Consider the following 22,382-nt stretch of genomic DNA (forward strand, 5'->3'; position numbering starts at 1 on the left):
GGCAGCCCCATCGGGATCTGGTTCGGCCGCCCATCCGGAAGCACCCGGATGCCCAAGCCGACGCGCCGCGAAGGGGAGAACGGAATGAAGGCCGGTTGCGCGACGAGCCTTGCGGACGACTTCATGCTGGCCGTGTACTTGGACGGACAGGGGCGCGTTCCCAGCTATCGCACCGGTCTCGACTTCGGCCTGAGCGGTGCGATGCTGATGGAACTGGCTCTGGACGGCCTCATCCACACTGCCGGCGGACACATCGTCGCCGTCCACGCGGCGCAGTCGCGCGACCGCGTACTCGGCGAGGTGCTCGTGCGGATCCAGTCGTCGCGCACGCTGCGCACGGCGCCGCAGTGGGTCAGGGCCCTGAGTGGCGGCGCGCACAAGCGTCTCGCGGCCGGGTTGATCACTGACGGCGTCCTTGTTCGCACGCCGCGACGGTTGCCTTTGCCGGCCGATTCGGCCCGTCGCTACGACGTCCTGTGCGGGGAGCGACAGGGTGCCGCGGTCCGGTCCCTGCGCAGTGGGGCCGACGATCGCTCCGTCGCGCTGGCCACACTGGCGACTGCCTGCGCAGTGGCGTCTGGAGATCAGGATGAGAGCGAGTACGGGGCGCGGATGCGGTCCCTGGGCCCGGCCTGCGCCGAGATCCTGGCCGCGGTCGCCGCGTGCGTGTGGCCCGTAGCGCTGTGCTCCTGGGCCTGAACCCGCCGCCCTGTCATGTCTCCATGCCGGGGCGGAAATCGGCGCGACCCACCGATCGACCCGGTCGGCCGACCCCGCGGAAGTCCGACTTGCGGATCTTCCCGTGAACGCCCTTCACGCCGTCGACGACCTGGGAGACCGCGAAGTCGCCCGCCGCGCTGAGGTAGGCCATCGCCACATGGCGGTCGATACCGTAGTCGGTCGCGAGCAGGTCCAGCGCGCAGCGCACGCAGTCGCGCATCGCCTCGTTCAGGTCCTCGTCCAGGCCGATCGGCACGAGGTGGTCGTCCGTCCGGCGAACGGGGCGACGCGGCCGTGGCCAGGGCGGACAGCCGCACCACCCGGCACCACCTCGAGCTTCACGGTGGCGCGCAGCGACGCCTCGAACGCTGTCAGGGCGACCTCGCCATCGCCCTGCGCGAAGTGGGGATCCCCGAAGTAGACCAGCGCGTCGTCGACCTGTACCGGAAGGAACAGGGTGGCGCCCTCGCCGAGCAGGGAGACGTCGATGTTGCCCCCGTGACGCCCCGGCGGGACGGAGTGCGGTCGTTCGCCCCCGGGCACCGCCACGCCCATGACGCCGAGGAACGGCCGCAGCGGGAAGCGCAGTGAGCCACGGGAGGAGTCCGCCGGGTCGACCGCCATCCGGCCCCACGCGCCCTGGCGAGCCGAGTGTGCCGTCGCGAAGGTGAACACGGGGCCGGGCAGCGACGGCATCTCGCCAGGGAGTGCGCCGAAGCCGTGGCGTGCGGAGACCATGCCGTACGGAACCCGCGGGGTGAGGCCGAGGACGGTCACGGCGAGCAGATCGCCCGGCCTGGCGCCGGCCACGGCTATCGGCCCGGTGACGAGGTGCGGCCCGTCATTGTCGAAGTCGTGCGGCATGCCGGAGTCCGCCACCTGCCGGGCGTCGTCGAGCACATGGCCGCCGCTGACGCCGTAACGGCTGAAGAACTCACGTGGGTTGCGGCGCTGGTCCTCCAGAACTCCCTCGTGGCTGATCGTGTCGACCGTGATGGCGGAGCCCGGTTGCACGACCGCACACGGTGAGTCTGCCTCGCACGGAAGGCGACCCCACAGGGTGTTCCCGGGCGTGGCCGGGATGTAGGTCGTCGACGCGATCACTCCGTGATGCGGCTGGAGGATCGGGAAGCCCGTCGCGGCAAGGTCGAGCCGGGGCGAAACGGTCACGGTCATGGCCTTTTCTGTAGGCGATGACTCGAACGCTGGGAACGCCCAGTTGCCGTGGTGTTTCCCCTGGAGGGCGACGCTGTAAAGGTGTCTTGTATTGCAATATGCCATCTCGAAAAAGGGGATGGGGGGCGAGCCCCGAGGTGGCGGGAGGGGCGCCATACTCGCTGCCGGAGCCGTCCGTGTGGCTGTTGCGAAAGGTGAGCCGGCCTATCCGCACAGCCCTGCTCGGCCTGGTGTGTTCGCCCGTCCGGCAGGGGGCGGGCACATCGGGGCCCCGACCGGTCTTCGGACGGGGCCCATCGTCGTGCCTGGAGGGGTTGCGCGCGGCGGTGGCCTACGACGTGATCTTCGGCCCGGCCAGGCGGGCGGTGGACGCGTCCACCTGGCCAGACCTCAGAGGTCGAGGACGAGCCGGTCGCCCTGACAGCGGCCGACGCAGATCATCATCGTGCGTCCGGCAAGGCGTTCCTCGTCGCTGAGGACGGAGTCCCGGTGCTCGGGTGTCCCCGCGAGGACGCGGGTCTCGCAGGCGCCGCAGTATCCCTTCTCGCAGTCGTAGGACAGGCCGCTGACGGCATCGCGCAGGACCTCGATGAGGCGGCGGTCGGCCGGCACGGGAAGCGTGACTCCCGTGCGTGCGAGCTGGACCTCGAAGGTCCGGTTCTCAACGGCATCGAACGCCGTTTCGAGGTCGTCGCCGGCGGTGAAGCGCTCCAGGTGCAGCCGGTCGGTGAGATTCAGGCGGGCGCACTCGTGCTCGACGGCCGCCAGCATCGGTGCCGGCCCGCACGCGTAGACGGCGGTGTCCGCGTCCAGGCGGCCCAGCAGTCGGGGGAGGTCCGGCAGGCCGGCCTCGTCCTGCGGGAGCAGGGTGAGCGCGTCGCCGGCGATGGCGGCGAGTTCGTCGGCGAACCCCATCGTCGAGCGGGTGCGTCCGCCGTACACGACCGTGAAGGGCGTGCCGCGTCCGGCGGCCTCACGGGTCATGGCGAGGATCGGTGTGACGCCGATGCCGCCGGCGAGGAACAGGTAGGACGGCGCCGGCGTGAGCGGGAAGTGGTTGCGCGGCCCGCGTACCACGAAGGTGACTCCGGGACGGGCGAGTTCGTGGAGTTCGACCGATCCGCCCCGGCCCTTCGGCTCGTGCAGGACGCCGATGCGCCACGTCGCGGCGTCGGCGGGGTCGCCACACAGCGAGTACTGGCGCAGCCTGCCCGAGGGCAGGCGCAACTCGACGTGCGCGCCGGGCTGCCAGGCGGGCAGTTCGCCTCCGTCCGGCAGGCCGAGGCCGACGGCGAGGACGCCGTCGGCCGCCGCGCGCACCTCGGTCACCCGCAGCGGGGTGGGCGTGGTCAGCGCGCGGATCGATCCTGCCGCCGCGGTCGCCCGAGGACCGGACGTGAAGACCGCCGGGATCGCGTCCCAGCCGGACTGGTTGCCGCGCGTCGGGTAGGGAACGAGCCCTTCCTCGATCACCCGATAGTCGGGCAGCCGGGTCAGGATCTGCGTCATCATCGCGCGGAACATGGCTCGGGCGAGGTGCGCGCCGGCGCACCGGTGCGATCCGATCCCGAAGCTGAGGTGCCGGCCGGCGTCGCGGTCCAGTCGTACCTGCTCGGGGTCGGGGAACACGGTGGGGTCGTGGTTCGCGGCGACCCACGGGATCAGCACTCGGTCGCCCGTGCGCATCGGACAGCCGCCGACCTCGACGTCCCGGGTGACAGTGCGCGCCATCGACTGCGACGGAGCGAACGCGCGGAGGAACTCCTCGGTCGCGGTGTCCAGCAGATCGGGGGAATCGATCAGCTTCTGGCGCTGGTCGGGGTGGCGAGCGAGGTGGACGAGAGTCGATCCGGTCAGGGAGGTGGTGGTGTCGACGCCGCCGGCGATGAGCAGGCCGATCACCGACACCAGCTCGTCGTCGCCGAACTCGCCGCCGTCGGCGCGCCGGCCGGCCACCAGCGTGCTGACCCCGTCGGGCTTCGGTTCGGACCGGCGCTCGGCGATCAGCTCGCGGATGCGCTGGTCCATGTAGGCCAGTCCGGCGGCCCCGCGCACGGCACGTTCGCTGCCGGTCGGCGCGGCGAAGATATCGTGGATCGGCCCTGCCAGCTTCGCCCAGTCCTCTTCGGGGAAACCGAGCCAGTCCAAGGTCACCGCGGCCGGCAGCGGGTTGGTGAGGTCGCGGACGAGGTCGCAGGAGCCGAGCTCGATGAAGTCGTCCACGACGCGGGCGGCGTGGCGCTCGATCATGGGTACCAGGTGCTCGACCGCCTCCGGGGTCAGCAGCGGGTTGATCAGTTTCCGGTACTCGGTCGCACGCGGCGGGTCGAGCTCGATCGGATACTGCTCCAGCCCCGGTCCTTTGGGGATGACGATGCCGACCCCCTGGCCGCCGTGGTCGCTGCGAGCGGAGGAGAACGTCTCGTCGTCGCGGGCGATGCGTGCCACGTCGGCGTATCGCGTCGTGTACCGGAAGCCGCCATGGGCGGCGGAGCGGCCGACCGGACAGCTCTCGCGGAACTGCGCGTAGTAGGCGACCGGATCGGCGTTGGCCTCGTCGGAGTGGTGGTCGAAGTCGGTGTCAGCGGGCATGAAGTCGATGTCGGCGGACATGGTGGGCACGCTCCACGTGCTCGGGCCTTGCGCGCGGTGTTGTCCGGCCGCGCCACCGGATGTCTGCGTGCCTCATCGGCGCGGCCCACCCTAAGGCGTCGCGCCGCGTGCGACAACGTCTCGTGGGAGACGCTCAGAAGGTCAGGACGGCCTTGCCGACCGCGCCGGACCGGACCGCGGCGACGGCCTCGTTGATCTGCTCGAACGGGAAGTAGGTGATCATCTTCTCGACCGGGAACCGGCCCTTGGCGTTGAGCTCGAGCAGTCGTGGCAGGAACAGCTGCGGCAGGCTGGACCCGCCGATGATGCCGGTGACGGTGCGCCCGTTGAGGATGCTGCGCCACTCGAAGCTCATCGACTCGCTCGGGCCGACTCCGATGACGCCGGCCCGACCGAGCGGCCCGAGAGCCTCCACCGCGGTGCGCAGGACATCCTCGCGCCCGGTCGTGTCGACCACGAAGTCGAACCCCTCCGGGACCAGGGCGGCCAGTTGCTCGGCGGCCTCCCCGGCCGAGGAGTCGACGGTGTGCGTGGCTCCGTAGCCGCGGGCCGCCTGGAGCTTGGCCGGGTTCACGTCGACGGCGACGACGACCTCGCAGCCGCTCAGCGAGGCGGCGATGACAGCGGCCACGCCGACAGCCCCCGTCCCGAAGACCGCGATCGACGACCCGGGGCGCGGCTGCAGCACATTGAGCACGCCGCCGGCTCCGGTCTGGAAGCCGCAGCCGAAGGGGCCGGCCCGCAGCAGGTCCCACGACGGGTCCATTCTGACGACCGCCCGCTCCGGTGCGACGACGTGGCTGGCGAACGACGACTGTCCGAGGAAGTGGGCGTTGACCTCCCGCCCCTCGTGGGTCACCGCGGTGGAGCCGTCAGGCCGGCGGCCGGAGAAGTTCACCGCGTCGAAGCCGCGGCAGTAGGCGGGCGAGCCGGTACGGCACAGCGCGCACGTGCCGCAGGACGCGAAGGACATGGCGACGTGGTCGCCCGGGCGTACGGAGGTGACGTGGGCGCCGACCTTCTCGACGATGCCCGAGCCCTCGTGCCCGAGCAGCGCGGGCGTGGGGAAGAAGGTGGAGAACTCGAGGTCGGTACCGCAGATGCCGACGCCCGCGACGCGGACGAGCACCTCGTCCGGGCGGGGATCGTCCAGGTCCACCTCTGTCAGGACGAATGGCTGTCGGGCTTGCTCCAGCAGAGCGGCGGTGGCACGCACAGGGCCTCCTCATTGCCTCACATTGCGAGACTGCATATTGACATGCGCGACAAGGTCGGTCAAGGTTCCCCCTATGGCGGCTGTTGACTTTCCTTCTTCCCAGCACTTCATCGACGGCGAGTGGGTTGCGGCCCGCGACGGCGGCACGCTGGACGTCCTCGATCCGGCCACCCGGCAGGTGATCACCGAGGTGGCCCGGGCGGGAGGCGCCGATGTCGACGACGCGGTCGCCGCCGCGCGCCGCGCCTTCCCTGCCTGGGCGGCGACCAACCCGAGTGAACGCGGAGCGCTGATCCGGCGCTGGGCCGACCTCGTCATCGGCGAGGTCGAGGCCCTCGCGGCCGTCGAGGCCCAGGACGTGGGCAAACCCCTGTCAGGGGGCCGGACGAACATCTACATCGCACACGGCATCATCGACTACTTCGCCGGCGCGGCCGACAAGCTCACCGGCGTCACCCTGCCCACCCGCAGCCCCGACTACCTGGGCTACACGGTGCACGAGCCGTACGGCGTGTGCGCCGTCGTCATCCCGTGGAACGTTCCCGCCGTGCTCACCGCCGCCAACGTCGCGCCGGCGCTCGCCGCGGGCAACACGGTCGTGCTCAAGCCGTCCGAGATCGCGCCGCTGGCACCGTTCGCCCTGGTCGAACTCGCCCGCCGCGCAGGCTTCCCGCCGGGGGTGATCAACGTCGTCGCGGGCCTCGGCCCCGAGGCGGGCGTCGCACTCACCACACACCCGGACGTCAACCACATCAGCTTCGTCGGTTCCACCGCCACAGGGCGGGCGATCATGACCGCCGCGGCACAGAACCTCGTCCCGGTGAAGCTGGAACTCGGCGGTAAGTCGCCGAACGTGGTCTTCGCCGACGCCGACCTCGACACGGCGATCCCGGCGATCGTCGCCTCGATCACCGAGAACGCGGGGCAGAACTGCTACGCCGGTTCCCGGCTGCTCGTGGAGGCCTCCGTGCACGACGAGGTCGTGGAGCGGGTCGCCGCCGGCATGGCCGACGTCAGGACCGGGCCCTGGGAAGCCGACCTGGACATGGGGCCGCTGGTCAGTGCCGCGCAGTTCGCCCGCGTCAGCGGCTTCCTCGAGGACACGCCTCGCGAGGGGGCGCGGCTGGTCACCGGTGGCGGGCCCACCGGCGACGGGTGGTTCGTCCGGCCGACCGTGTACGACCGTGTGGACGCGGGCATGCGCGTCGCCCGGGAGGAGGTGTTCGGCCCGGTGCTCGCCGTGCAGTCGTTCCGCGACACCGCCGAGGCGACCGAGCTGACGAACGCGACGGACTTCGGCCTGCTGGCCTGCATCTGGACCGACGACGTCTCGCGGGCGCTCCGGCTGGCGAAGGACGTCCGCTCCGGGCAGGTGGCGGTCAACCAGTTCCACGACGCGGGAGTGATCGGCTTCCCGTTCAACATGCAGAAGGACAGCGGCTTCAGCCGGGGCGGCGGATACGCGGCGCTGCGCGAGTACACCCAGGAGAAGGGCGTGGCCATCCGGCTGCTGGCCCGCTGAGAGCGACACCATGGGAATCATTGCCGGGGCGCGATCGGAACCGGCCCGGGAGGGACCGGAGCCGGAGGCCTCGACACCGGCCGTGCTGGAGCGGGAACTGACCGAGGCGGTGCTCGCCGGCGCCGGGCGCTCGGACGTACTCCACGCGCTTCGCCGGGCGACCGGTCGGCACGTGCGCCTGCTGTCCGCCGAGGGCGCGCCACTGGCCGCCACCGACGGCGGTGCGGGGGTGCCGCCCGCGGTGGCGGACGGCGTGCTCGGCGAAGCGACCGGACCGGTGGTCCACACGCTGGACGGGCTGCGGGCCACGGCCCTGCCCGTGCGTGCGGGGACGACAGTGGCCGGTGTGCTGCTGACCGTCGGCCCCGGTGACCCGCGCGTGCGGGCGCTGGCCGGTGCCGCCGTCACCGCGCTGCTCATCGACGCCGTACGCGCGGGGGACCGCTCTGCCGAGGTCGCGTCGCAGCACACGCCGGCCGACGTCATCGCCGCGCTGCGGTCGGGGACGGTGAGCCCCGCGGTGTGCGCGGCGGCCGCGGGACTGGGGATCGATCTGCGGCGACCGCCGACCGGTGCCGTACTGCACTACGGCGGCTCCCGCCTGCGTGCCTGGTCCACCGCCCTCACCTGGCTGGAGCACCCGGTGCGGCAGGAGGGGCGCACCGCGTGGACGGTGGTGCCCGACGTGGCCGTGCTCGACCGCCTGCGGAACCGGCTGCGTCTCATGACCGACGACGATTCCGCCGACCACGTCATAGCGGCGAGCGGTTCACGTCCCGACTCGACCGTAGGCCTGGCCCGGTCCTTCACCGAGGCCGAGAGGCTGCTCGGACTTGCCAGGGCCCGGATGGTCCCGCTGCTCACCTACGACCGCTGCGGGGTCGTCCAGGTACTCCTGCCCCTCCCGCGCCCGCAGCTGGAGGCTTACGCCGAGGCGCACCTCGGTCCGATCCGGCAGCGTCCGGAGCTGATGGCGACTCTGCGGGCCTGGTTGGCCGAGCGAGGCAGCCGGCAGAGCGTCTCCGCACAACTCCATCTGCACCGCAACTCGGTGGGCTACCGGGTGCGCCAGATCAAGAGCCTCCTGGGCATCGACCCCCTGCTTCCCGCCGCCTCGGCGCAGCTGCACCTGGCGCTCGCGGCCCTGGACCTGCTCGCCGCTGACGACCAGCGGCTGCACGGCGACGACGAGCCGGTGCCGACCGGGCGCTGAGCCGCCACCTGCCGCCCCCTCGCGCGGCGCGGTGACGCCTTCCGGTGAGGCCGCCCTCAGCTGCCTCCGTACCCTCACCCACCTGCCGCAGCCTGGGCTGTCAGCCCTGTGAATGGGCGATACACCAATGAAACCAAGATGTTCCCCGGGAGCGTTGACAGCACCGGTCAGCGGGGGCAAAGTACCTCGCAATACGTTCCACCGCCTCGCAATGCGAGACGGCAAGGGTAAGGAGGCATGTGCGGTGCGAGCCATGGTGCAGACAGATTTCGGCGGACCCGAGGCCGTGTCCCTACGGGATGTCCCCGAGCCGGTCTGCGGACCGCGCGACGTTCTCGTCGAGGTCGTGTTCTGCGGGCTGAACCGCCTGGACCTGCTGCAGCGCAAGGGGCCGGGACTGGTCCCCGGCTTCCGGTTTCCGCACGTGCCGGGCATGGACTTCGCCGGGACGGTGGTGGCGACCGGTTCCGCGGTCAGCTCGGTCGTCCCGGGTGACCGGGTCGTCGCGGACCCCACCCAGGGGTGCGGCAGTTGCTCCCGGTGCGCGGTGGGCGATCGTGCGTACTGCTCGAGTCCCCGGATCCTCGGCGGCAACGCCCCCGGCGCTCTGGCCGACTACGTACTGGCCTCTGCGGAATCGATAGTTCAGGTCCCCGACTCCTTGCCGCTCGCGGCGGCCGTCACTCTGCCGACCGCCGCTCCGACGGCGTGGCACGCGGTGCACTCGGTCGGGGCACTCGCCGCGGGTGAGACCCTCGTCGTGCACGCCGGCGCCAGCGCCGTGAGCCTGGCGGCCATCGCGCTGGCCAAGCGGGCCGGTGCCTCGGTCGTCGCGTTCGCCGGCAGCGAGGCGAAGCGGGACGCGGCCCGCACCGCCGGTGCCGACCTGGTGCTGCCCAACGGGGACCCCGACGCGGCGAAAACGGTGTCGGTCTTCACCGGCGGCGCCGGCGCGGATCTGGTCCTGGACCACGTCGGCACCCACACCTGGCGCACCTCATTGGACTGCCTGGGCATCCGCGGGCGTCTGCTCCTGATGGGCAACACCAGTGGCGACCAGGTCTCGTTCTCGCTCCAGGAGGTCTTCCACCGCGGCCTGAAACTCCTGGGCACCGGCGGCTACACCTCGGCGGACTTCGTCGCAGCCACCTCAGCCTGCTTCGCCGACGGCCTGCACCTGCCCACCGCCGCCAGGATCCCGCTCGAGGACCTGGCCGACGCCTGGGACGTGCTCGCTGATCGCGAGACGATCGGCAAGGTCGTGATCGAGCCATGACCGACCTTCTGATCGTGGGCGGCGACGTCGTCACGATGGACCCCGCCCGACGCGTCCTCACCGGTGCGACGGTCGCCGTGTCCGGGGACAGTATCGCCGCACTCGGCACGGCCGAGGATCTGCGCGCCTGCTTCCCGGGCGCGCGGGAGATCGACGCGTCGGGCTGTGTCGTGATTCCGGGCCTGGTCAACGCCCACCAGCACACCACCGTCGACCCCCTCGTGCGCAGCACGATCCCGGACCACATCGGCTCGCACGAGTCGATATTCGACTGGATCGTCCCGCTGCACGCCCACGCCGACGGTGACGACGACGAACTGGCCGCGACCATCACCGCGATCGACTGCCTGTCCCGGGGCATCACCACCGTGCTGGAACCGGGCACGGTGGCCTACCCGGAACGAGTCGCCGCCGGGCTCGGCACCGCGGGTGTCCGCGGGCGGGTCGGCGGCTGGGGCTGGGACGCCGAGGGCGTGCCGTTCGGCGCGCCCGCCGACGAGGTGCTCGCCCGGCAGGAGGACATCGTCCGGTCCCTGCCGGCCACCGGGCCGGTCACCGGCTGGGTGACGCTCGTCGGCCACGACCTGGCGAGCGACGAGCTCTTCGCCGGGGCGGCGAGCCTGGCCGAGCGGCTCGATGTCGGGCTCACCTGGCACATCTCGCCGGGACCCGCCGACATCGAGGCATACGCCCAGCGCTGCGCGCGCCGACCGGTGGTCCACTTCCGCGAGCTGGGAGTGCTCGGCCCACGCCTGCTGCTGGGGCACGCCGTGTGGCTCGACGACGCCGAGGTCGATGCCCTCGTCGAGACCGGAACCGCGGTCGCCGCCTGCCCGGGGGCCTACCTGCGTCTTGCCCAGGGGTACACACGCGCCTCCCGCCACGCCGAACTGGTGCGGCGGGGCGGCCGGGTCGCCCTGGGCTGCGACGCGCACAACGCCGGAGACGGTCCGGATGTCCTCCTTGCCGCCTATCTGTTCGCCGCTCTCGAACGCGACCGTGATCTGCCCGACCCCATCCGCGCCGAGCAGGCGTTCGCCCTCGCGACGATCGACGGCGCCCGGGCGATCGGTCTCGGTGAACGCATCGGCTCCCTCGAAGTGGGCAAGGCGGCCGACCTCGTCGTGCTCGACGCCCGCGACCCCGCCTGGGTGCCCCGGGGCGACCTCGCCCGCCAGCTCGTATGGGGCCATGTGTCGCGCACCGTCCGAGACGTGCTGGTCGACGGCCGCGTGGTCGTTCGCGACCGGCGACCCACCGGCGTCGACCTCGCGGCCGTCGCCGCGGCCGCCGCCGAACGTTCCGCCGCCCTCCTCAGGCGCGCCGGCATCACCCCCCGCCCCACCTGGCCCATGGAGCGGGCGGCCGACCGGTAAGGAGACCCGCCGTTGAACGTCATCGACAAGTCCGGGCTTCCGCCGGCGAAGAAGCAGGGCCCGCTGACGCTACCGATGGTCGCCGGCCCGGCCGACACGACCCACACGACCCACACGACCCATCCGACGCGACTCCGACACAGGGGTCGACCCCGCGCCGTACGGCTGCTGCACACAGGTCAGCGAGGGCCGCCGTCGAGCACGGTCACTTCATCGGCGCCCGGCGGCCGGAGACCCCGGAGCCGAAGGACGCCCGGATCGACACCGAGCACACCGCCGCGTTCGTAGCGAACTCACGACCGGCGAGACATCCGAGCACATCGAGGCGCTGGCCCTCGCACACCCACCGTGCGTCAGCACATGGCCATCGCCGACCGGCGAACCCGCCCCCGCAGATCGCCGACACGCCGTCGCCCGCCTCCATCCCACCCTGTGGAAGGTGCCGCGTGCGCGAGACGAAGGCCGCGGCGCACACAGCCCATGCTCCCCGGACGCGCACCTCGCGCTCGCGGAGGCCGTCGGCATCACCACCGACCTTCGATCACGTCCGCCTTTGGCCGCATCGACCCCACCCGGGTCCGAGCGGTCGGGCGGATGGTCTCCCACGGCTCGTCGCCGCGGGTGAGGAGCCCCTCTCCCACCAGGACCGTGTCTCCTGCGCCGAACTCGATCGGGCCGTCAGCCCCACCGGCCGACCGCCACTCCGACGTGACCACCGCCCCGAAGAGGCGGTGCCATCCAGCGAACGGAAGCACACAGATGACCACAAGAAGCATGCTCTGGCGTCGTCGGGCCGCAACCGGCCTCGCCCTCGCGGGAACCCTCGCGCTCTCCGGCTGCGCCGGTAACGCGGCGACCGCGTCCAAAGCGACCCCTGCGGCGAGCGGCGGCAGCGACTCCCGCCTCAAGGAGCCCGACGTCAACGGCGACGGCAAGGTCGTCGTCGGTGTCCTCAGCCCCGGCGACATCAACGACCGCGGCTACTACCAGAGCTTCGTCGATTCGGCGGAGGCCTTCGCCGAGGAAAAGGGATGGACGATCATCAAGCGCGGAAGCGTAGCCCCGAGCGACGCGCTCACCGCGGCCCGCGCGATGTGCCAGCAGAACGTCGACATGGTCGCGCTCGGCGCGAGCGAGCTCAAGACCGCGACCCCCGCCTCCGAGGAGCCGGTCTGCGGCAAGACGGTCTGGTACCTGCCGTCGTCGTCGGACACCGACGTCCACCCGAGGGTCCTGTTGTCCGCCGACGACCCCAATCAGTCCCTGCTCGCCGCCGGTTACGCCGCGGGCCTGAAGATGAAGGCGGCGGGTTACACCAAGGCCGGATTCATCACCGGCAACAAGGCCGACTTCAGCGTCAACGCCGCCACGGCGTTCCTGGCCGGGATCCGGGAGGTCGTCCCGAAGGCCACCATGACGAGCACCTACACCGGCGACTTCAACGACTCGGCCAAGGCCAAGGAAGCCACCCAGGCACAGATCAGCCAGGGCATCAAGGTCATCTACCCCTACCTCGGCGGAGCGACCGACGCCGCGGCGCAGATGGCGAACGAAGGTGGCGCGCTGACCCTCACGCCGGGCACTGACCGGTGCGACTCGACCAGCCCGAAGTACGACATCTCGGTGATCTTCAGCCCGGGTGACTATTTCCGTGCAGCGCTGGAGGAGTTCGCCAAGGACAACCTCAAGATGGGCACGACGCGTGTGTGGAAGCTGGGCGTCGACCCCTACCCGAGCGTCAAGATCTGCCGGCCCAAGGGTGACGAGGCGCAGCGGCTCGACCAGTTCATGAAGAAGATCGGCACCGACAAGATCGATCCGGCGGCCGAGGTCAAGCGCCTCGGCTGACGCGCCGACAGCCACGAGGAAGATCAGCAATGACACCGACGACCTCAGCGGTTCCGATTCTCGAGCTGCGCGGCATCACGAAGTCATACGGATCCGTCAAGGCCTGCGCCGGCGTGGACCTCAAGGTCGACGCCGGCGAGATCCACGGACTCCTTGGTGAGAACGGGGCGGGCAAGTCCAGCCTCATGAAGGTCCTGCTCGGGCTGGTCCGGCGCGATGCCGGCACCGTCCTGGTGCGCGGGGAGGAGGTCGCGCTGGACAGCCCGCAGGAAGCGGCCGAGCTCGGCATCGGCATGGTGCACCAGCATTTCAGCCTCATCAACGGGCTCACCGTGTGGGAGAACGTGGCGCTCGGCGACAACGGCAAGGTGAACAAGCAAGCCATCCGTACCGACATCGCCGAGGTCTCCGCCCGGTACGGGCTGCCCATCGACCCCGACGCACGCGTCGGGACTCTCTCGGCCGGTGAGCGGCAGCGGGTCGAGGTGGTCAAGTGCCTGCGGCGCAACCCGCAGATCCTGATCCTGGACGAGCCCACCTCGGTGCTGACCCAGGCCGAGTCGGAGGAGTTGTTCGCCGTGCTCGGCCGGGTGGTGCAGGAGGAGGGGCGCGCTGTCATCCTCATCAGCCACAAGCTCGCCGAGATCGCCCAGGCCACCGACCGGGTGACGGTCCTGCGCAGAGGCCGTATCGCTTTCCGGGCGGTCACCGCCGAGACCACTCCCCAATTGCTCGCCCGGCAGATGGTGGGCCGGGAGGTTTCCCTGGGAGAGGAGGCCGCCGCCCTCGGCCTGGTGCCGACGGGCGAGAGGCGCAAGGGCGGGGGCGGCGGCCCCGAGGGGCAGCCGCCCGTCCTCCGCCTCGCCGGACTCACCGTCGAGCAAGGCGGGGTCAGGCTCCTCGCGGACGTCGACCTGACCGTGGGCCCGGGCGAGATCGTTGCCCTCTACGGTGTCGAGGGCAACGGCCAGGCGACCCTGGGGGACGTCCTCGCTGGGCTGATCCCACCGACCGCGGGCACTGTCGAGGTCACCGGGAACAGGGTCGACGTGACTCGGCCCGGCGCTCTCTCGAAGGCAGGTCTGGGCATCGTGCCGGAGGACCGGCACCACAGCGGCGTCGTCCTCGACATGAGCGTCGCCGAAAACCTGACGATGAAGTCGCTCGACAAGGTCAGCGGCCGGTTCCTGCTGCGGCGGCGCGCCATGCTGGCCGAGGCCCGTCGCCTCGCGGGCGAGTTCAACATCGTCACACCGTCGCTGGACGCACCCGTGCGCAGCCTGTCAGGCGGCAACCAGCAGCGGGTCGTCCTCGCCCGGGAACTGTCCGGTCACACCCTGGTCCTGGTGGCCGCGCAGCCCACCCACGGCCTTGACGTCGGTGCCATCGAGGACATGTACGCCCGACTGCGCGCAGCGGCCGCCGAGGGCGTCGGAGTGCTGCTCATCTCCACCGAATTCGAGGAAGTCATGGCCCTTGCAACCCGGATCGCGGTGATCTCGTCGGGGCGGATCACCGGAGCACTCCCCGTCTCCGAGGCGACCCCCGAACGGCTTGGCATGCTGGTCGGCGGTGAGGCCGCATGAGCGCCGCCTCACTGTCGGATCCGGACGATCTCGGCAGGCGCCTCCTCGCCCGGCTCCGACCAGGGCGCCGTGACTGGATGACGGCAGGCCTCACGCTCGCGCTCATCGGTGTCGCCGGCGGCGTGTCCGCGCTGCTGCTCACGCTGACCGGGGCCTCACCGAGCGCTTCGCTGGCCGCGATATGGACCGGGTCCCTGGCCAACACCACCGGCTGGACGACGACGCTGCTCAACACGGCGCCTCTGCTGCTGGTCGCGGTGGGTGCGTGCGTCTGCGCGTCCGCCGGCACGTTCAACATCGGCCAGGAGGGGCAGGTGCTCATCGGCGGCCTGGCCGGAGCCTGGGTGGGGCTGCGCCTGGCCATGCCCGGCCCGATGCTGGTCGCCGTGGTGCTGGTCGCCGCCGCGGTCGGAGGGGCCGCCTGGGCCGCGCTCAGCGCCCTGATGCTTCGCTTCCGTGGTGTCAACGTCCCGGTGAGCACGCTGCTGATGACGTTCCTCGCGATCCAGCTCGTCACCTTCGCGGTCAGTACGCCGTGGGTCCTGCAGGAGAGCGTGCAGGGCGCCGGGGACATCGCTGACGCGCAGTCCAACGCCCTGCCGGCTCATGCCCAGCTCGCCGGCTTCGGGCACTACCCCTCGCTCCAGCTGAACACGGGCCTGTTCCTCGCGCTCGTCGCCACGGTCGCGGTCGCCCTCCTCCTGAGCCGCAGCCGGTGGGGCTTCAAGGTGCGCATGGTCGGACTGAACCCGCGTACGGCCCAGCACGCGGGGGTCCGGGTGGCCGCGCTCGGCGGTCTCACCCTGGCGCTGTCGGGCGCCTTCGCGGGACTGGCCGGAGGGCTGCTGCTGACCAGTCCGGTCAGCACCAACCGGCTGCAGGCCGGGCTTTCGGACAACGTCGGCTGGGACGGCCTGCTCGTCGCGCTCGTCGCGCGCAACCGGCCCATGGCCGCGATCCCGGTGTCGTTCGTGTTCGCCGTGCTGCGTGCGGGCGGCGATTTCCTCTCGGCCACCGGCGTGCCGTCGTATCTCGTCGACATCGTCAAGGCGTTGCTCGTCCTCGCCTTCGTCGCACCGCCCGTCCTCGTCGACCTCTTCCACGGGCGTCGCGGTGCCACACCGCGGGCGGCGCCCGCCGTTTCCGTTGTCCCGGCCAAGACGGAGGCAGCCGCGTGAGCGTTCTGGACAGCACTTCGACCATTCTCGCGAGCGGCGTCCGGCTGACCGTGCCGTTGGCCTTCGCCGCCTGCGGTGAATACCTGGCCGAGCGTGCCGGCGCGATGAACATCTCCGTCGAGGCGATGATGCTCAGCGCCGCCTTCACCTCGGTCGCCACAGCCAGCGCGACCGGCAGTGCCACCGTCGGCCTCATGGCCGGCGTCCTGACCGGCCTCGTCGTCGGTTTCGTGCACGGCAACCTCTCCCACCGGGCCCAGATCAACACCTTCGTCGTCGGCCTCGTGCTGAACGCGCTCGTGCTCGGGCTGACGAGCTACCTGATCACGACCGAGCAGTTCGCCTCGCACCAGGTCGGGGTGCTGTCGATCCCGCTGCTCGAAGACATCCCGCTCATCGGCAAGCCGCTGTTCTCCGAACGCTGGCCCGCCTACCTTCTGATTCTGCTGGTGCCGCTGACCTGGTGGTTGGTGGAGCGCAGCCGCTGGGGCCTGGAACTCCGAGCGGTGGGGGAGAACCCGCAGGCCGCCGACGTCACGGGCATCAAGGTGAACGCGCGCCGTCGGCAGGCCTTGCTGTGGTGCGGCGCGCTGGCCGGCCTCGGCGGCGCGTACCTCGCGGTCGGCGAGGTCGGATCGTTCAACCAGAACATGACCGCCGGACGCGGCTACCTCGTCATCGCCGCGGTGATCTTCGGGGCCTGGCGGCTCGGCCGGACCATGCTCGGCTGCCTGGTGTTCGGCCTCTCCGACGCGATGCGCCTGGCGCTCCCCGCGCTCGGTGTCACCCTCAACGCCCAACTGCTCGTCGCGGCCCCGTATCTGCTCGCGCTCCTCGCCATGCTGCTGTTCACCACCCAGCACAGAGAACCCGCGGCGCTCGGCCGACCCTTCGAGCGTGGGTCGACCTGACAGCAGGGTCCGAAGAGGGGCCTCTCGGCATGCCTGTGCGGGCCCTCGTACGTCCGGTACGAGGGCCCGCACAGGCATGCCGAGAGCACGGTGTCGGACGCCCCACACGCGCGGCCCTGCGCAGCGGTCCCAGCGCAGGGCCGCGCCGAAACAGGCACGGTCATCCGAACCACCTCCGTCCGGATGGGCACACCACTCGGCGAACGCCGGCCCCCGCGACGGGCCGGCGTTCGCCGTGGCACAGCTGTGTCAGCGTCGGCGGAGCGCCGCGGTCTCCAACGCCGGAGGCGTATGGCCGATGTCGTGTGGGTTGAGCACGCTGCCCGGCGCGACGAGTTCGTCGATCCGGTCCAGTGCCTCGGCCGACAGCGGCCGGTCCACCGCGGTGAGCTGCGTCAGGAGCTGGTCGTGGGTGCGCGGGCCCATGAGGGCCGAGGTGACGCCGGGATGGGCGAGTACGAACCGCAGCGCCAGCTCGACGAGTGTGCAGCCCTCGTCGGCGGCGAGGCGCACGAGTTCCTCGACGACCGCCAGCTTGCGCTCGCGTATCCGCTCGTCGGCGTAGTCGAAGTGGTCACTGTGGGTCCGCGCGCGTGAGTCTCCCGCCGGTTCGGAGCCGGCCCGGTACTTACCCGTCAGCCAGCCGCCGCACAGCGGGCTCCACACCATGACCCCCATACGGTGCCGCTGCGCGGTGGGCAGCGCGGCGGCCTCCGCGTGCCGGGTCAGGATCGAGTACGACAGCTGCTCCACGGTGAACCGCTCGCGGCCGGCGCGCCGTGCCGCCCACTGCGCCTCCACGATCTCCTGCGCCGGGAAGCTCGAGGTCCCGATCGCCCGCACCTTGCCCGCCCGCACCAGGTCGCTCAGCGCACCGAGCGTCTCCTCGATGCCGGTCCGGGGATCGGGACGGTGGACGAGATACACATCGAGGTGGTCCGTCCGCAGACGTCGCAGGCTGTCCTCCACAGCACGTCTGATCCAGAGCCGGGAGTTGCCGCGCCGGTTGCGATCGAGCGGCCTCCCGGGCATCTCATTGTGGAACTTCGACACGAGTACAACGTCGTCGCGGCGTCCCTTCAGCGCGCGGCCGAGAATCTCCTCGGACTCGCCGAAGGCGTACACGTCAGCCGTGTCGACGAAGTTGACCCCCGCGTCCAGCGCCGTCGACACGATGCGATGGCACTCCGCCTCGTCGGTGTTGCCCCAGGCCCCGAACATCATCGACCCGAGGCACAGCTCGCTCACCTCGATGCCCGTCCCACCCAGAATCCGGTAGCGCACGTCTTCTCCTCGTCCTCCCCGGCGACATCCGGCGCCGTCATGCCGCAGGCTTCCACCGCGGCGGGCGCGGAACCGATGTCGCGCGGGGTCAGTGTTCTCGTCGTACCCGTTGTGTCCGCAGCACATCGACCTCCGGGTGCGCGCAGACCTAGGCTCGAAGAAAACCGCACCACTCACTGGAGGTACCGTGGCCACCGGTCTCACCTCGGCCCGCTGGACTCACGTCGCGCTGCCGACCGGCGATCTTGACAAGGCGATCGAGTTCTACACCTCGCTGACTCCCCTGGTCGTCGTCGAGCGGTTCAAGGACGCCGACGGCGAAAGCGTCTGGCTCTCCAACGACCAGCAGGCCGAGACGCCCTTCGTGCTCGTCCTGGTGTCGTTCAACAAGGACAAGGGCACCCAGCAGGGCCTGCTGCACCCGTTCGCGCACATCGGCATCGAGGTGCCGGAGCGCGGGGACGTCGACGCGCTCGCGGACAGGGCCCGCGAACTGGGCTGCCTGCACTGGGAGCCCCGGCAGATGCCCGACCCCATCGGCTACATCTGCGCTCTGAAGGACCCCGACGGCAACGTCGTCGAGATCTCCCACGACCAGCGTGTCTTCGACTCGGTCCGACAGAAGTGGGGTTCGTCCTGAAAGAAACCCGCGCCGCGGTCGAGGCATACCTGGCGGCGTTGAACGCACATGACGCCGACGCCGTGGCCGCCTGCGTGGCAGAGGACTTCGTCAACGAACACACCTCTTCGATGGGGCGGAGCCGCAGGGGCCGCGCCGCGTACCGCGCCGCGCTGACCGGGTTCCTCGAGAACTTCGTGGACCTGCGCTACGCGCCCGAGCGCTTCCTCGTCGACGGCGAGTCGGTCGCGGTGCCGTACGTCATGACGTTCCGCATGCGCTCGGCGGGCGACCGCCCCGTGCGCATCCGAGGCGTCTTCGTGTTCACCGTCGCCGGCGGTCTCATCACGCGCCGAACGGACTACTGGGACAGCGGCGAGGTGCAGCGGCAGCTCGCGTGACGTCCCGGCCGACAGGCCTGGAACGGCCCCCGCACCCGGCAGCATGCTCCTGTGACACCCCGCCCGCTTCTCTGCGGACGGGGTGTCCTGTTCTTCCGGGATGACAATGCTCCGAGCGTGGCGCTGTCTCGGACGGAGAGATGGCAGAGATGCTCGCCCGCCGGACGGCCGGGGTTGCCCCGCCGACGGCGCGACCGGGTCAGCACTGGGTCGGTGGGCGGGAGCGTTGTACTCGGTGTGCGGAAAGGGCTCATCATCCACGAGCGCGAAGGGTCCGGCCGCAGACCGAGGGCGCGGACGAGGGCCCCGCTGCCGCATGCCCCGGACAGCTTGCCGGGGTCCTGCCGGCGTAGTCGCCGAGGCAGACCGCCGTCAGCAGCTCATCCGGAGCTCCCGCGACAGAGACTCGGTCCACGCCGCACCGACGGCCGCGGAGCCGACCCACCGACCGTTTGATACCGGCCGGCAGGGCGATGTCCTTGCGTCCTTGCGTAGCGTCAGCCACGGCAGCGGGGGTCTGGGGGACCAGTCCGTTCACCTTCAGCGGCCGGCTCGCGCAAGCCCTGTGCCGGAGCCATCCCGAGAGCGTCTGGCTGCCGCTGCCGTACGTGTCGGTTCAGGCGAAGGCCCGCAGCAGGGCGGACCACCCGAGGCCGCTCGGGCCGATCAGGCTGATGAACGTCCCGCGAGGTCCTCGGCGGGGCGGGGGAGGGCCGAGTGGGGCGAGGTCGTCCAGGCGGTCATGACGGGTCCTTTCCGGCCCGCTGCGGTGCGGCCGGCTCCAGCGGGTTCAGCGTGTGGAACCGGCGTCCTTGATAGGTGAGCGGCTCTCCTCCGCCGACCACCACACCGGCCACCTCGATCAGGATGATCGTGTGGTCGCCGGCGGTGAGGCGCTGGTGCACGACGCCCTCGAGCGACACGGTGGCGCCGTCGAGCAGGGGCGGACCGAGCTCGCCCGGACCGAAGCGCGCCGCAGCGAACCTGTCGACGCCGGCCGTCGCGAACGCCTGCGCCACCGGGTGCTGGTCGACCGCCAGGACGTTGACGGCGACCGACTCGGCCCGACTGAAGGCCGGGTGGACGTCTGCGGTGTCGGCCAGACAGACCGAAATCAGCGGCGGGTCCATCGACACGCTGGTCACCGAGTTGGCGGTGAAGCCGTACCGCTGTCCGTCCACTTCGGTGGTGACTACACAGACAGACGTGACCATCGAGGACAGACCGTCGCGGTACGCCTGTGGGTCGTGGTGGGTGCCCGGCCGGCGCGTGACGGCGTGACCCCTGGAGGTGGCGGGCATGTCAGACCACCGCCATCTCGTCGGCACACTCCGGTGCGCCGTCGGTCGGTGGCTCGGCGGCTCGGCGGATGTGGCCTGGCGTTCCGTAGGCATCGCAGCCGACGGCGTTCCGGGACGGTCGTCGTGTCGCGGAATTCGGCAGGGAGGTCGGCCCGGAGGCCAACGGGGAGGAAACGGATCTCATCATGTCTTGCCTTTGTTGAGGGATGCCCCGACGCTAGGATGGGTCGTCTCGTATGTCAACACGCCATCTCGCATGGAATGTCGTGGATGAGGTCCGGGGGTCGTCGGCAAGGTTGTTCTCATGGGCGGCGCAGGCCTCGCCGGTGGTGCGGAGGGCGGGAAGGTCGCGGGCTCGCGCCAGAAGGTCAACGGCTACCGCGTGCCGGGGTGTTGTGAGGCGGCCGGAGGGCGCCGGGCGCTGCCGGTCTTTTCGTTGAGCGCTTCGAGGACCTCGTCGATCAGCCGCTGGGCCATGCGTGGGGCCTGGGGGGCTTCTGACGGCGAGGCGTCCTGGCGTAGATCTTCGCTCGCCCGGGGCGGAGAGCGGTGATCCCCCCATCGCGAGTCTCGACCGCCCGCTACTGCGGCACTCCCTCGGACGCGTGCGCACCGGGCAGTTCCCGGGCGGGCTGCGGTCCACCGCGGGAACGCTGCCACCAGTCGCGCATGCCCCACAGGACGAGCGCGCCGTAGATGACGTAGACGAAGCCGGAGAAGGCGTAGCCGTTGACGAAGGTCAACGGGACGCCGACCAGGTCGACCAGCAGCCAGGCGAACCAGAACTCGACCATGCCGCGCGCCTGGGCGTACATCGCGACGACCGTGCCGACGAAGATGTAGGCGTCCGGCCAGGGGTCCCAGGACAGGGTCGGGTAGGTCTTGAACAGCAGGGCCACCGCGACCGTGCCGACGGTGACGGCGCCGACCATCGCCGTACGCTCGCGCCAGGTGGCGAACCGCGGGGTGATCTGGCCGTTTCCGGAGCGGCCCTGGTCGCGGTTCCACCGCCACCAGCCGTAGAGGGCCACGGTCATGACGACGGCCTGCTTGCCGGCGCTGCCGGTCAGGTGGCCGAAGAAGGCACCGAAGAGGATGAGGCCGGACAGGAACTGCACCGGCCAGGTCCACAGGGAGCGGCGCCAGCCGAGGGTGAGGGCGGCCAGGCCGAGGATGTTGCCGATCATGTCCGACCACAGAATGTGCTGGCCGAACACGACGAACGCCTCGGAGTTCAGTCCGTTCACCGGGCGGCCGGGCCGGTTTCAGGCGAGTGAAGCGCGAGCCTGCCGTCCGGCAGGTCGTCGGATATCGGGTTTCGGGAGCGATTCATACGCCACAGCTTCAGGCCCCTTTGCCCGTATTGTCTAGAGCTGAACCCCATAAGACCTGCCTCGCAGGGAGGGGTGATCACGCCAAGTGCGTGAGCGCGCGCATGGACCGGGCCGGGTGCGCGGCAGGGCTCGACAGGGCGGCCCGGGGCGTGCGACTAGGCCACGGTGGGCGAGGTGGGCGCACTCGGCGCGCCGGCAGGTCCGGCGACCCAGTACACCGTCCGGTGCTGCCCGGAGAGCGTGCCGAGGACCTCGAGATCGATCGGCTCCGCGGTCTCGGGGACACTGCCCCGCAGGCGCAGCGCGCCCTGCTGGACCGGCAGGAAGTCTGTGTTGATCTCCCGGACCAGGGCCGCCGACATCATGTCCGCACGGACGCAGAACGTGTAGTCCTTACGGTCCCGGCTGATCTTGACGCCGAATGTGCGGAGCGGCAACCGCTCGGGGTCGACACGCTCGTAGTGGACACGGAACTCGGGCGGGGTGGCCGCCAGCTCGGGTTGCAGCACGTACAGGTTCGAGTGCGCCAGGTGCCGGCAGAACTCGTCCAACTCCCACAGCAGTGTGGGGTGTACGTGCCTGGCGAGGAAGAGGTGATCGCTGCGGATGCCATGCGGAGCGGGAGTCCAGCGGGCTTGCGCGAGGTGCGAGTCCGGAAGTGCGTCAACTATCTGCCAGAAGGTTCTGAATCGGGGCATGCGCTTCAGATTGCTCTGATTAGAGCGGTATGTCCAGTACTGGGCCGTCACCGCCGACGGCTCGCACATGAAATGCCGCCATGACCCACCTGACGTCCCGATGGTGAAGC

Annotated in this window: 19 protein-coding genes; 11 read left to right on the forward strand and 8 right to left on the reverse strand. The window is 70.9% G+C overall.

The features are described 5' to 3' along the window. Positions 1-699 (forward strand): GOLPH3/VPS74 family protein (locus I8N67_RS18980; protein ID WP_234045922.1); only part of this gene is annotated, 699 nt, incomplete at its 5' end. A 13-nt stretch (positions 700-712) separates the two neighbouring features. On the opposite strand, the gene I8N67_RS42690 is transcribed toward I8N67_RS18980, so the two are convergent. The 4 genes from I8N67_RS42690 to I8N67_RS18995 all read right to left on the reverse strand — a co-directional run bounded on the left by I8N67_RS42690 (position 713) and on the right by I8N67_RS18995 (position 5,725). Continuing rightward, entirely contained in the window at positions 713-976 is a 264-nt protein-coding gene (locus tag I8N67_RS42690; protein WP_234045923.1) for an acetamidase/formamidase family protein, read from the reverse strand. After that, complete coding sequence (locus I8N67_RS18985) at positions 949-1,896, reverse strand: acetamidase/formamidase family protein (RefSeq protein WP_234045924.1); 948 nt, start codon at positions 1,894-1,896, stop codon at positions 949-951. The genes I8N67_RS42690 and I8N67_RS18985 overlap by 28 nt, the downstream gene beginning before the upstream one ends. A gap of 390 nt (positions 1,897-2,286) precedes the next feature. Further along, positions 2,287-4,509, reverse strand: coding sequence for a cytochrome P450/oxidoreductase (locus I8N67_RS18990; RefSeq protein WP_200304332.1), 2,223 nt, complete (start codon positions 4,507-4,509; stop codon positions 2,287-2,289). A 133-nt stretch (positions 4,510-4,642) separates the two neighbouring features. Beyond that, a complete protein-coding gene (locus tag I8N67_RS18995) occupies positions 4,643-5,725 on the reverse strand; it encodes an NAD(P)-dependent alcohol dehydrogenase (protein WP_307835283.1) in 1,083 nt (360 codons plus the stop codon). Positions 5,726-5,798: 73 nt separating this feature from the next. Here I8N67_RS18995 and I8N67_RS19000 point away from each other — a divergent pair, with 73 nt between their 5' ends. From I8N67_RS19000 to I8N67_RS19035, 8 genes are all read left to right on the forward strand, one after another. Then, the gene (locus I8N67_RS19000) at positions 5,799-7,247 is read left to right on the forward strand and encodes an aldehyde dehydrogenase family protein (protein WP_200304333.1); all 1,449 of its coding nucleotides are present in this window, start codon (positions 5,799-5,801) and stop codon (positions 7,245-7,247) included. A gap of 10 nt (positions 7,248-7,257) precedes the next feature. Beyond that, complete coding sequence (locus tag I8N67_RS19005; RefSeq protein ID WP_200304334.1) at positions 7,258-8,460, forward strand: PucR family transcriptional regulator; 1,203 nt, start codon at positions 7,258-7,260, stop codon at positions 8,458-8,460. Positions 8,461-8,713: 253 nt separating this feature from the next. Beyond that, entirely contained in the window at positions 8,714-9,736 is a 1,023-nt protein-coding gene (locus I8N67_RS19010; protein ID WP_200304335.1) for a quinone oxidoreductase family protein, read from the forward strand. Next, the gene (locus I8N67_RS19015; RefSeq protein WP_200304336.1) at positions 9,733-11,112 is read left to right on the forward strand and encodes an amidohydrolase family protein; all 1,380 of its coding nucleotides are present in this window, start codon (positions 9,733-9,735) and stop codon (positions 11,110-11,112) included. Before I8N67_RS19010 ends, I8N67_RS19015 begins: the two co-directional genes overlap by 4 nt. A gap of 759 nt (positions 11,113-11,871) precedes the next feature. Then, positions 11,872-12,960: a BMP family ABC transporter substrate-binding protein gene (locus I8N67_RS19020; RefSeq protein ID WP_200304337.1), complete on the forward strand. Its 1,089-nt coding sequence runs from the start codon at positions 11,872-11,874 to the stop codon at positions 12,958-12,960. A 29-nt stretch (positions 12,961-12,989) separates the two neighbouring features. Continuing rightward, a complete protein-coding gene (locus tag I8N67_RS19025) occupies positions 12,990-14,546 on the forward strand; it encodes an ABC transporter ATP-binding protein (RefSeq protein WP_200304338.1) in 1,557 nt (518 codons plus the stop codon). Continuing rightward, positions 14,543-15,724, forward strand: a complete 1,182-nt coding sequence (locus I8N67_RS19030; protein WP_200304339.1) for an ABC transporter permease — start codon at positions 14,543-14,545, stop codon at positions 15,722-15,724. The genes I8N67_RS19025 and I8N67_RS19030 overlap by 4 nt, the downstream gene beginning before the upstream one ends. Next, a complete protein-coding gene (locus tag I8N67_RS19035; RefSeq protein WP_200304340.1) occupies positions 15,721-16,635 on the forward strand; it encodes an ABC transporter permease in 915 nt (304 codons plus the stop codon). The genes I8N67_RS19030 and I8N67_RS19035 overlap by 4 nt, the downstream gene beginning before the upstream one ends. 249 nt (positions 16,636-16,884) lie before the next feature. Here I8N67_RS19035 and I8N67_RS19040 read toward each other — a convergent pair whose 3' ends face one another. Continuing rightward, a complete protein-coding gene (locus I8N67_RS19040) occupies positions 16,885-17,919 on the reverse strand; it encodes an aldo/keto reductase (RefSeq protein WP_200304341.1) in 1,035 nt (344 codons plus the stop codon). Positions 17,920-18,106: 187 nt separating this feature from the next. Between I8N67_RS19040 and I8N67_RS19045 the strand changes: the two genes are divergently transcribed. Both I8N67_RS19045 and I8N67_RS19050 read left to right on the forward strand, forming a co-directional pair. Then, the gene (locus tag I8N67_RS19045) at positions 18,107-18,559 is read left to right on the forward strand and encodes a VOC family protein (RefSeq protein ID WP_200304342.1); all 453 of its coding nucleotides are present in this window, start codon (positions 18,107-18,109) and stop codon (positions 18,557-18,559) included. Continuing rightward, the gene (locus I8N67_RS19050; RefSeq protein ID WP_307835284.1) at positions 18,544-18,939 is read left to right on the forward strand and encodes a nuclear transport factor 2 family protein; all 396 of its coding nucleotides are present in this window, start codon (positions 18,544-18,546) and stop codon (positions 18,937-18,939) included. Before I8N67_RS19045 ends, I8N67_RS19050 begins: the two co-directional genes overlap by 16 nt. A 740-nt stretch (positions 18,940-19,679) precedes the next feature. Here I8N67_RS19050 and I8N67_RS19055 read toward each other — a convergent pair. The 3 genes from I8N67_RS19055 to I8N67_RS19065 form a co-directional block, all read right to left on the reverse strand. Beyond that, positions 19,680-20,240, reverse strand: a complete 561-nt coding sequence (locus tag I8N67_RS19055; RefSeq protein WP_200304344.1) for a flavin reductase family protein — start codon at positions 20,238-20,240, stop codon at positions 19,680-19,682. A 581-nt stretch (positions 20,241-20,821) separates the two neighbouring features. After that, positions 20,822-21,487 (reverse strand): nicotinamide mononucleotide transporter family protein, encoded by a 666-nt coding sequence (locus I8N67_RS19060; RefSeq protein WP_200304345.1) that lies wholly within the window; start codon positions 21,485-21,487, stop codon positions 20,822-20,824. Positions 21,488-21,729: 242 nt separating this feature from the next. Continuing rightward, positions 21,730-22,272 (reverse strand): hypothetical protein, encoded by a 543-nt coding sequence (locus tag I8N67_RS19065; protein ID WP_200304346.1) that lies wholly within the window; start codon positions 22,270-22,272, stop codon positions 21,730-21,732. Between the last annotated feature and the right edge of the window lie 110 nt (positions 22,273-22,382).

Origin of the sequence: Streptomyces adelaidensis, from assembly GCF_016598475.1 — a bacterium.
Taxonomy (GTDB): Bacteria; Actinomycetota; Actinomycetes; order Streptomycetales; family Streptomycetaceae; genus Streptomyces; species Streptomyces adelaidensis.

Coding starts and splice junctions, on each gene's coding strand:
- I8N67_RS18985 (WP_234045924.1), bottom strand. CDS start 1,896: ATGACCGTGACCGTTTCGCCCCGGCTCGACCTTGCCGCGACGGGCTTC.
- I8N67_RS19005 (WP_200304334.1), top strand. CDS start 7,258: ATGGGAATCATTGCCGGGGCGCGATCGGAACCGGCCCGGGAGGGACCG.
- I8N67_RS19055 (WP_200304344.1), bottom strand. CDS start 20,240: ATGCCCGCCACCTCCAGGGGTCACGCCGTCACGCGCCGGCCGGGCACC.
- I8N67_RS19000 (WP_200304333.1), top strand. CDS start 5,799: ATGGCGGCTGTTGACTTTCCTTCTTCCCAGCACTTCATCGACGGCGAG.
- I8N67_RS19015 (WP_200304336.1), top strand. CDS start 9,733: ATGACCGACCTTCTGATCGTGGGCGGCGACGTCGTCACGATGGACCCC.
- I8N67_RS19025 (WP_200304338.1), top strand. CDS start 12,990: ATGACACCGACGACCTCAGCGGTTCCGATTCTCGAGCTGCGCGGCATC.
- I8N67_RS19020 (WP_200304337.1), top strand. CDS start 11,872: ATGACCACAAGAAGCATGCTCTGGCGTCGTCGGGCCGCAACCGGCCTC.
- I8N67_RS19010 (WP_200304335.1), top strand. CDS start 8,714: ATGGTGCAGACAGATTTCGGCGGACCCGAGGCCGTGTCCCTACGGGAT.
- I8N67_RS19065 (WP_200304346.1), bottom strand. CDS start 22,272: ATGCCCCGATTCAGAACCTTCTGGCAGATAGTTGACGCACTTCCGGAC.
- I8N67_RS18990 (WP_200304332.1), bottom strand. CDS start 4,509: ATGTCCGCCGACATCGACTTCATGCCCGCTGACACCGACTTCGACCAC.
- I8N67_RS19030 (WP_200304339.1), top strand. CDS start 14,543: ATGAGCGCCGCCTCACTGTCGGATCCGGACGATCTCGGCAGGCGCCTC.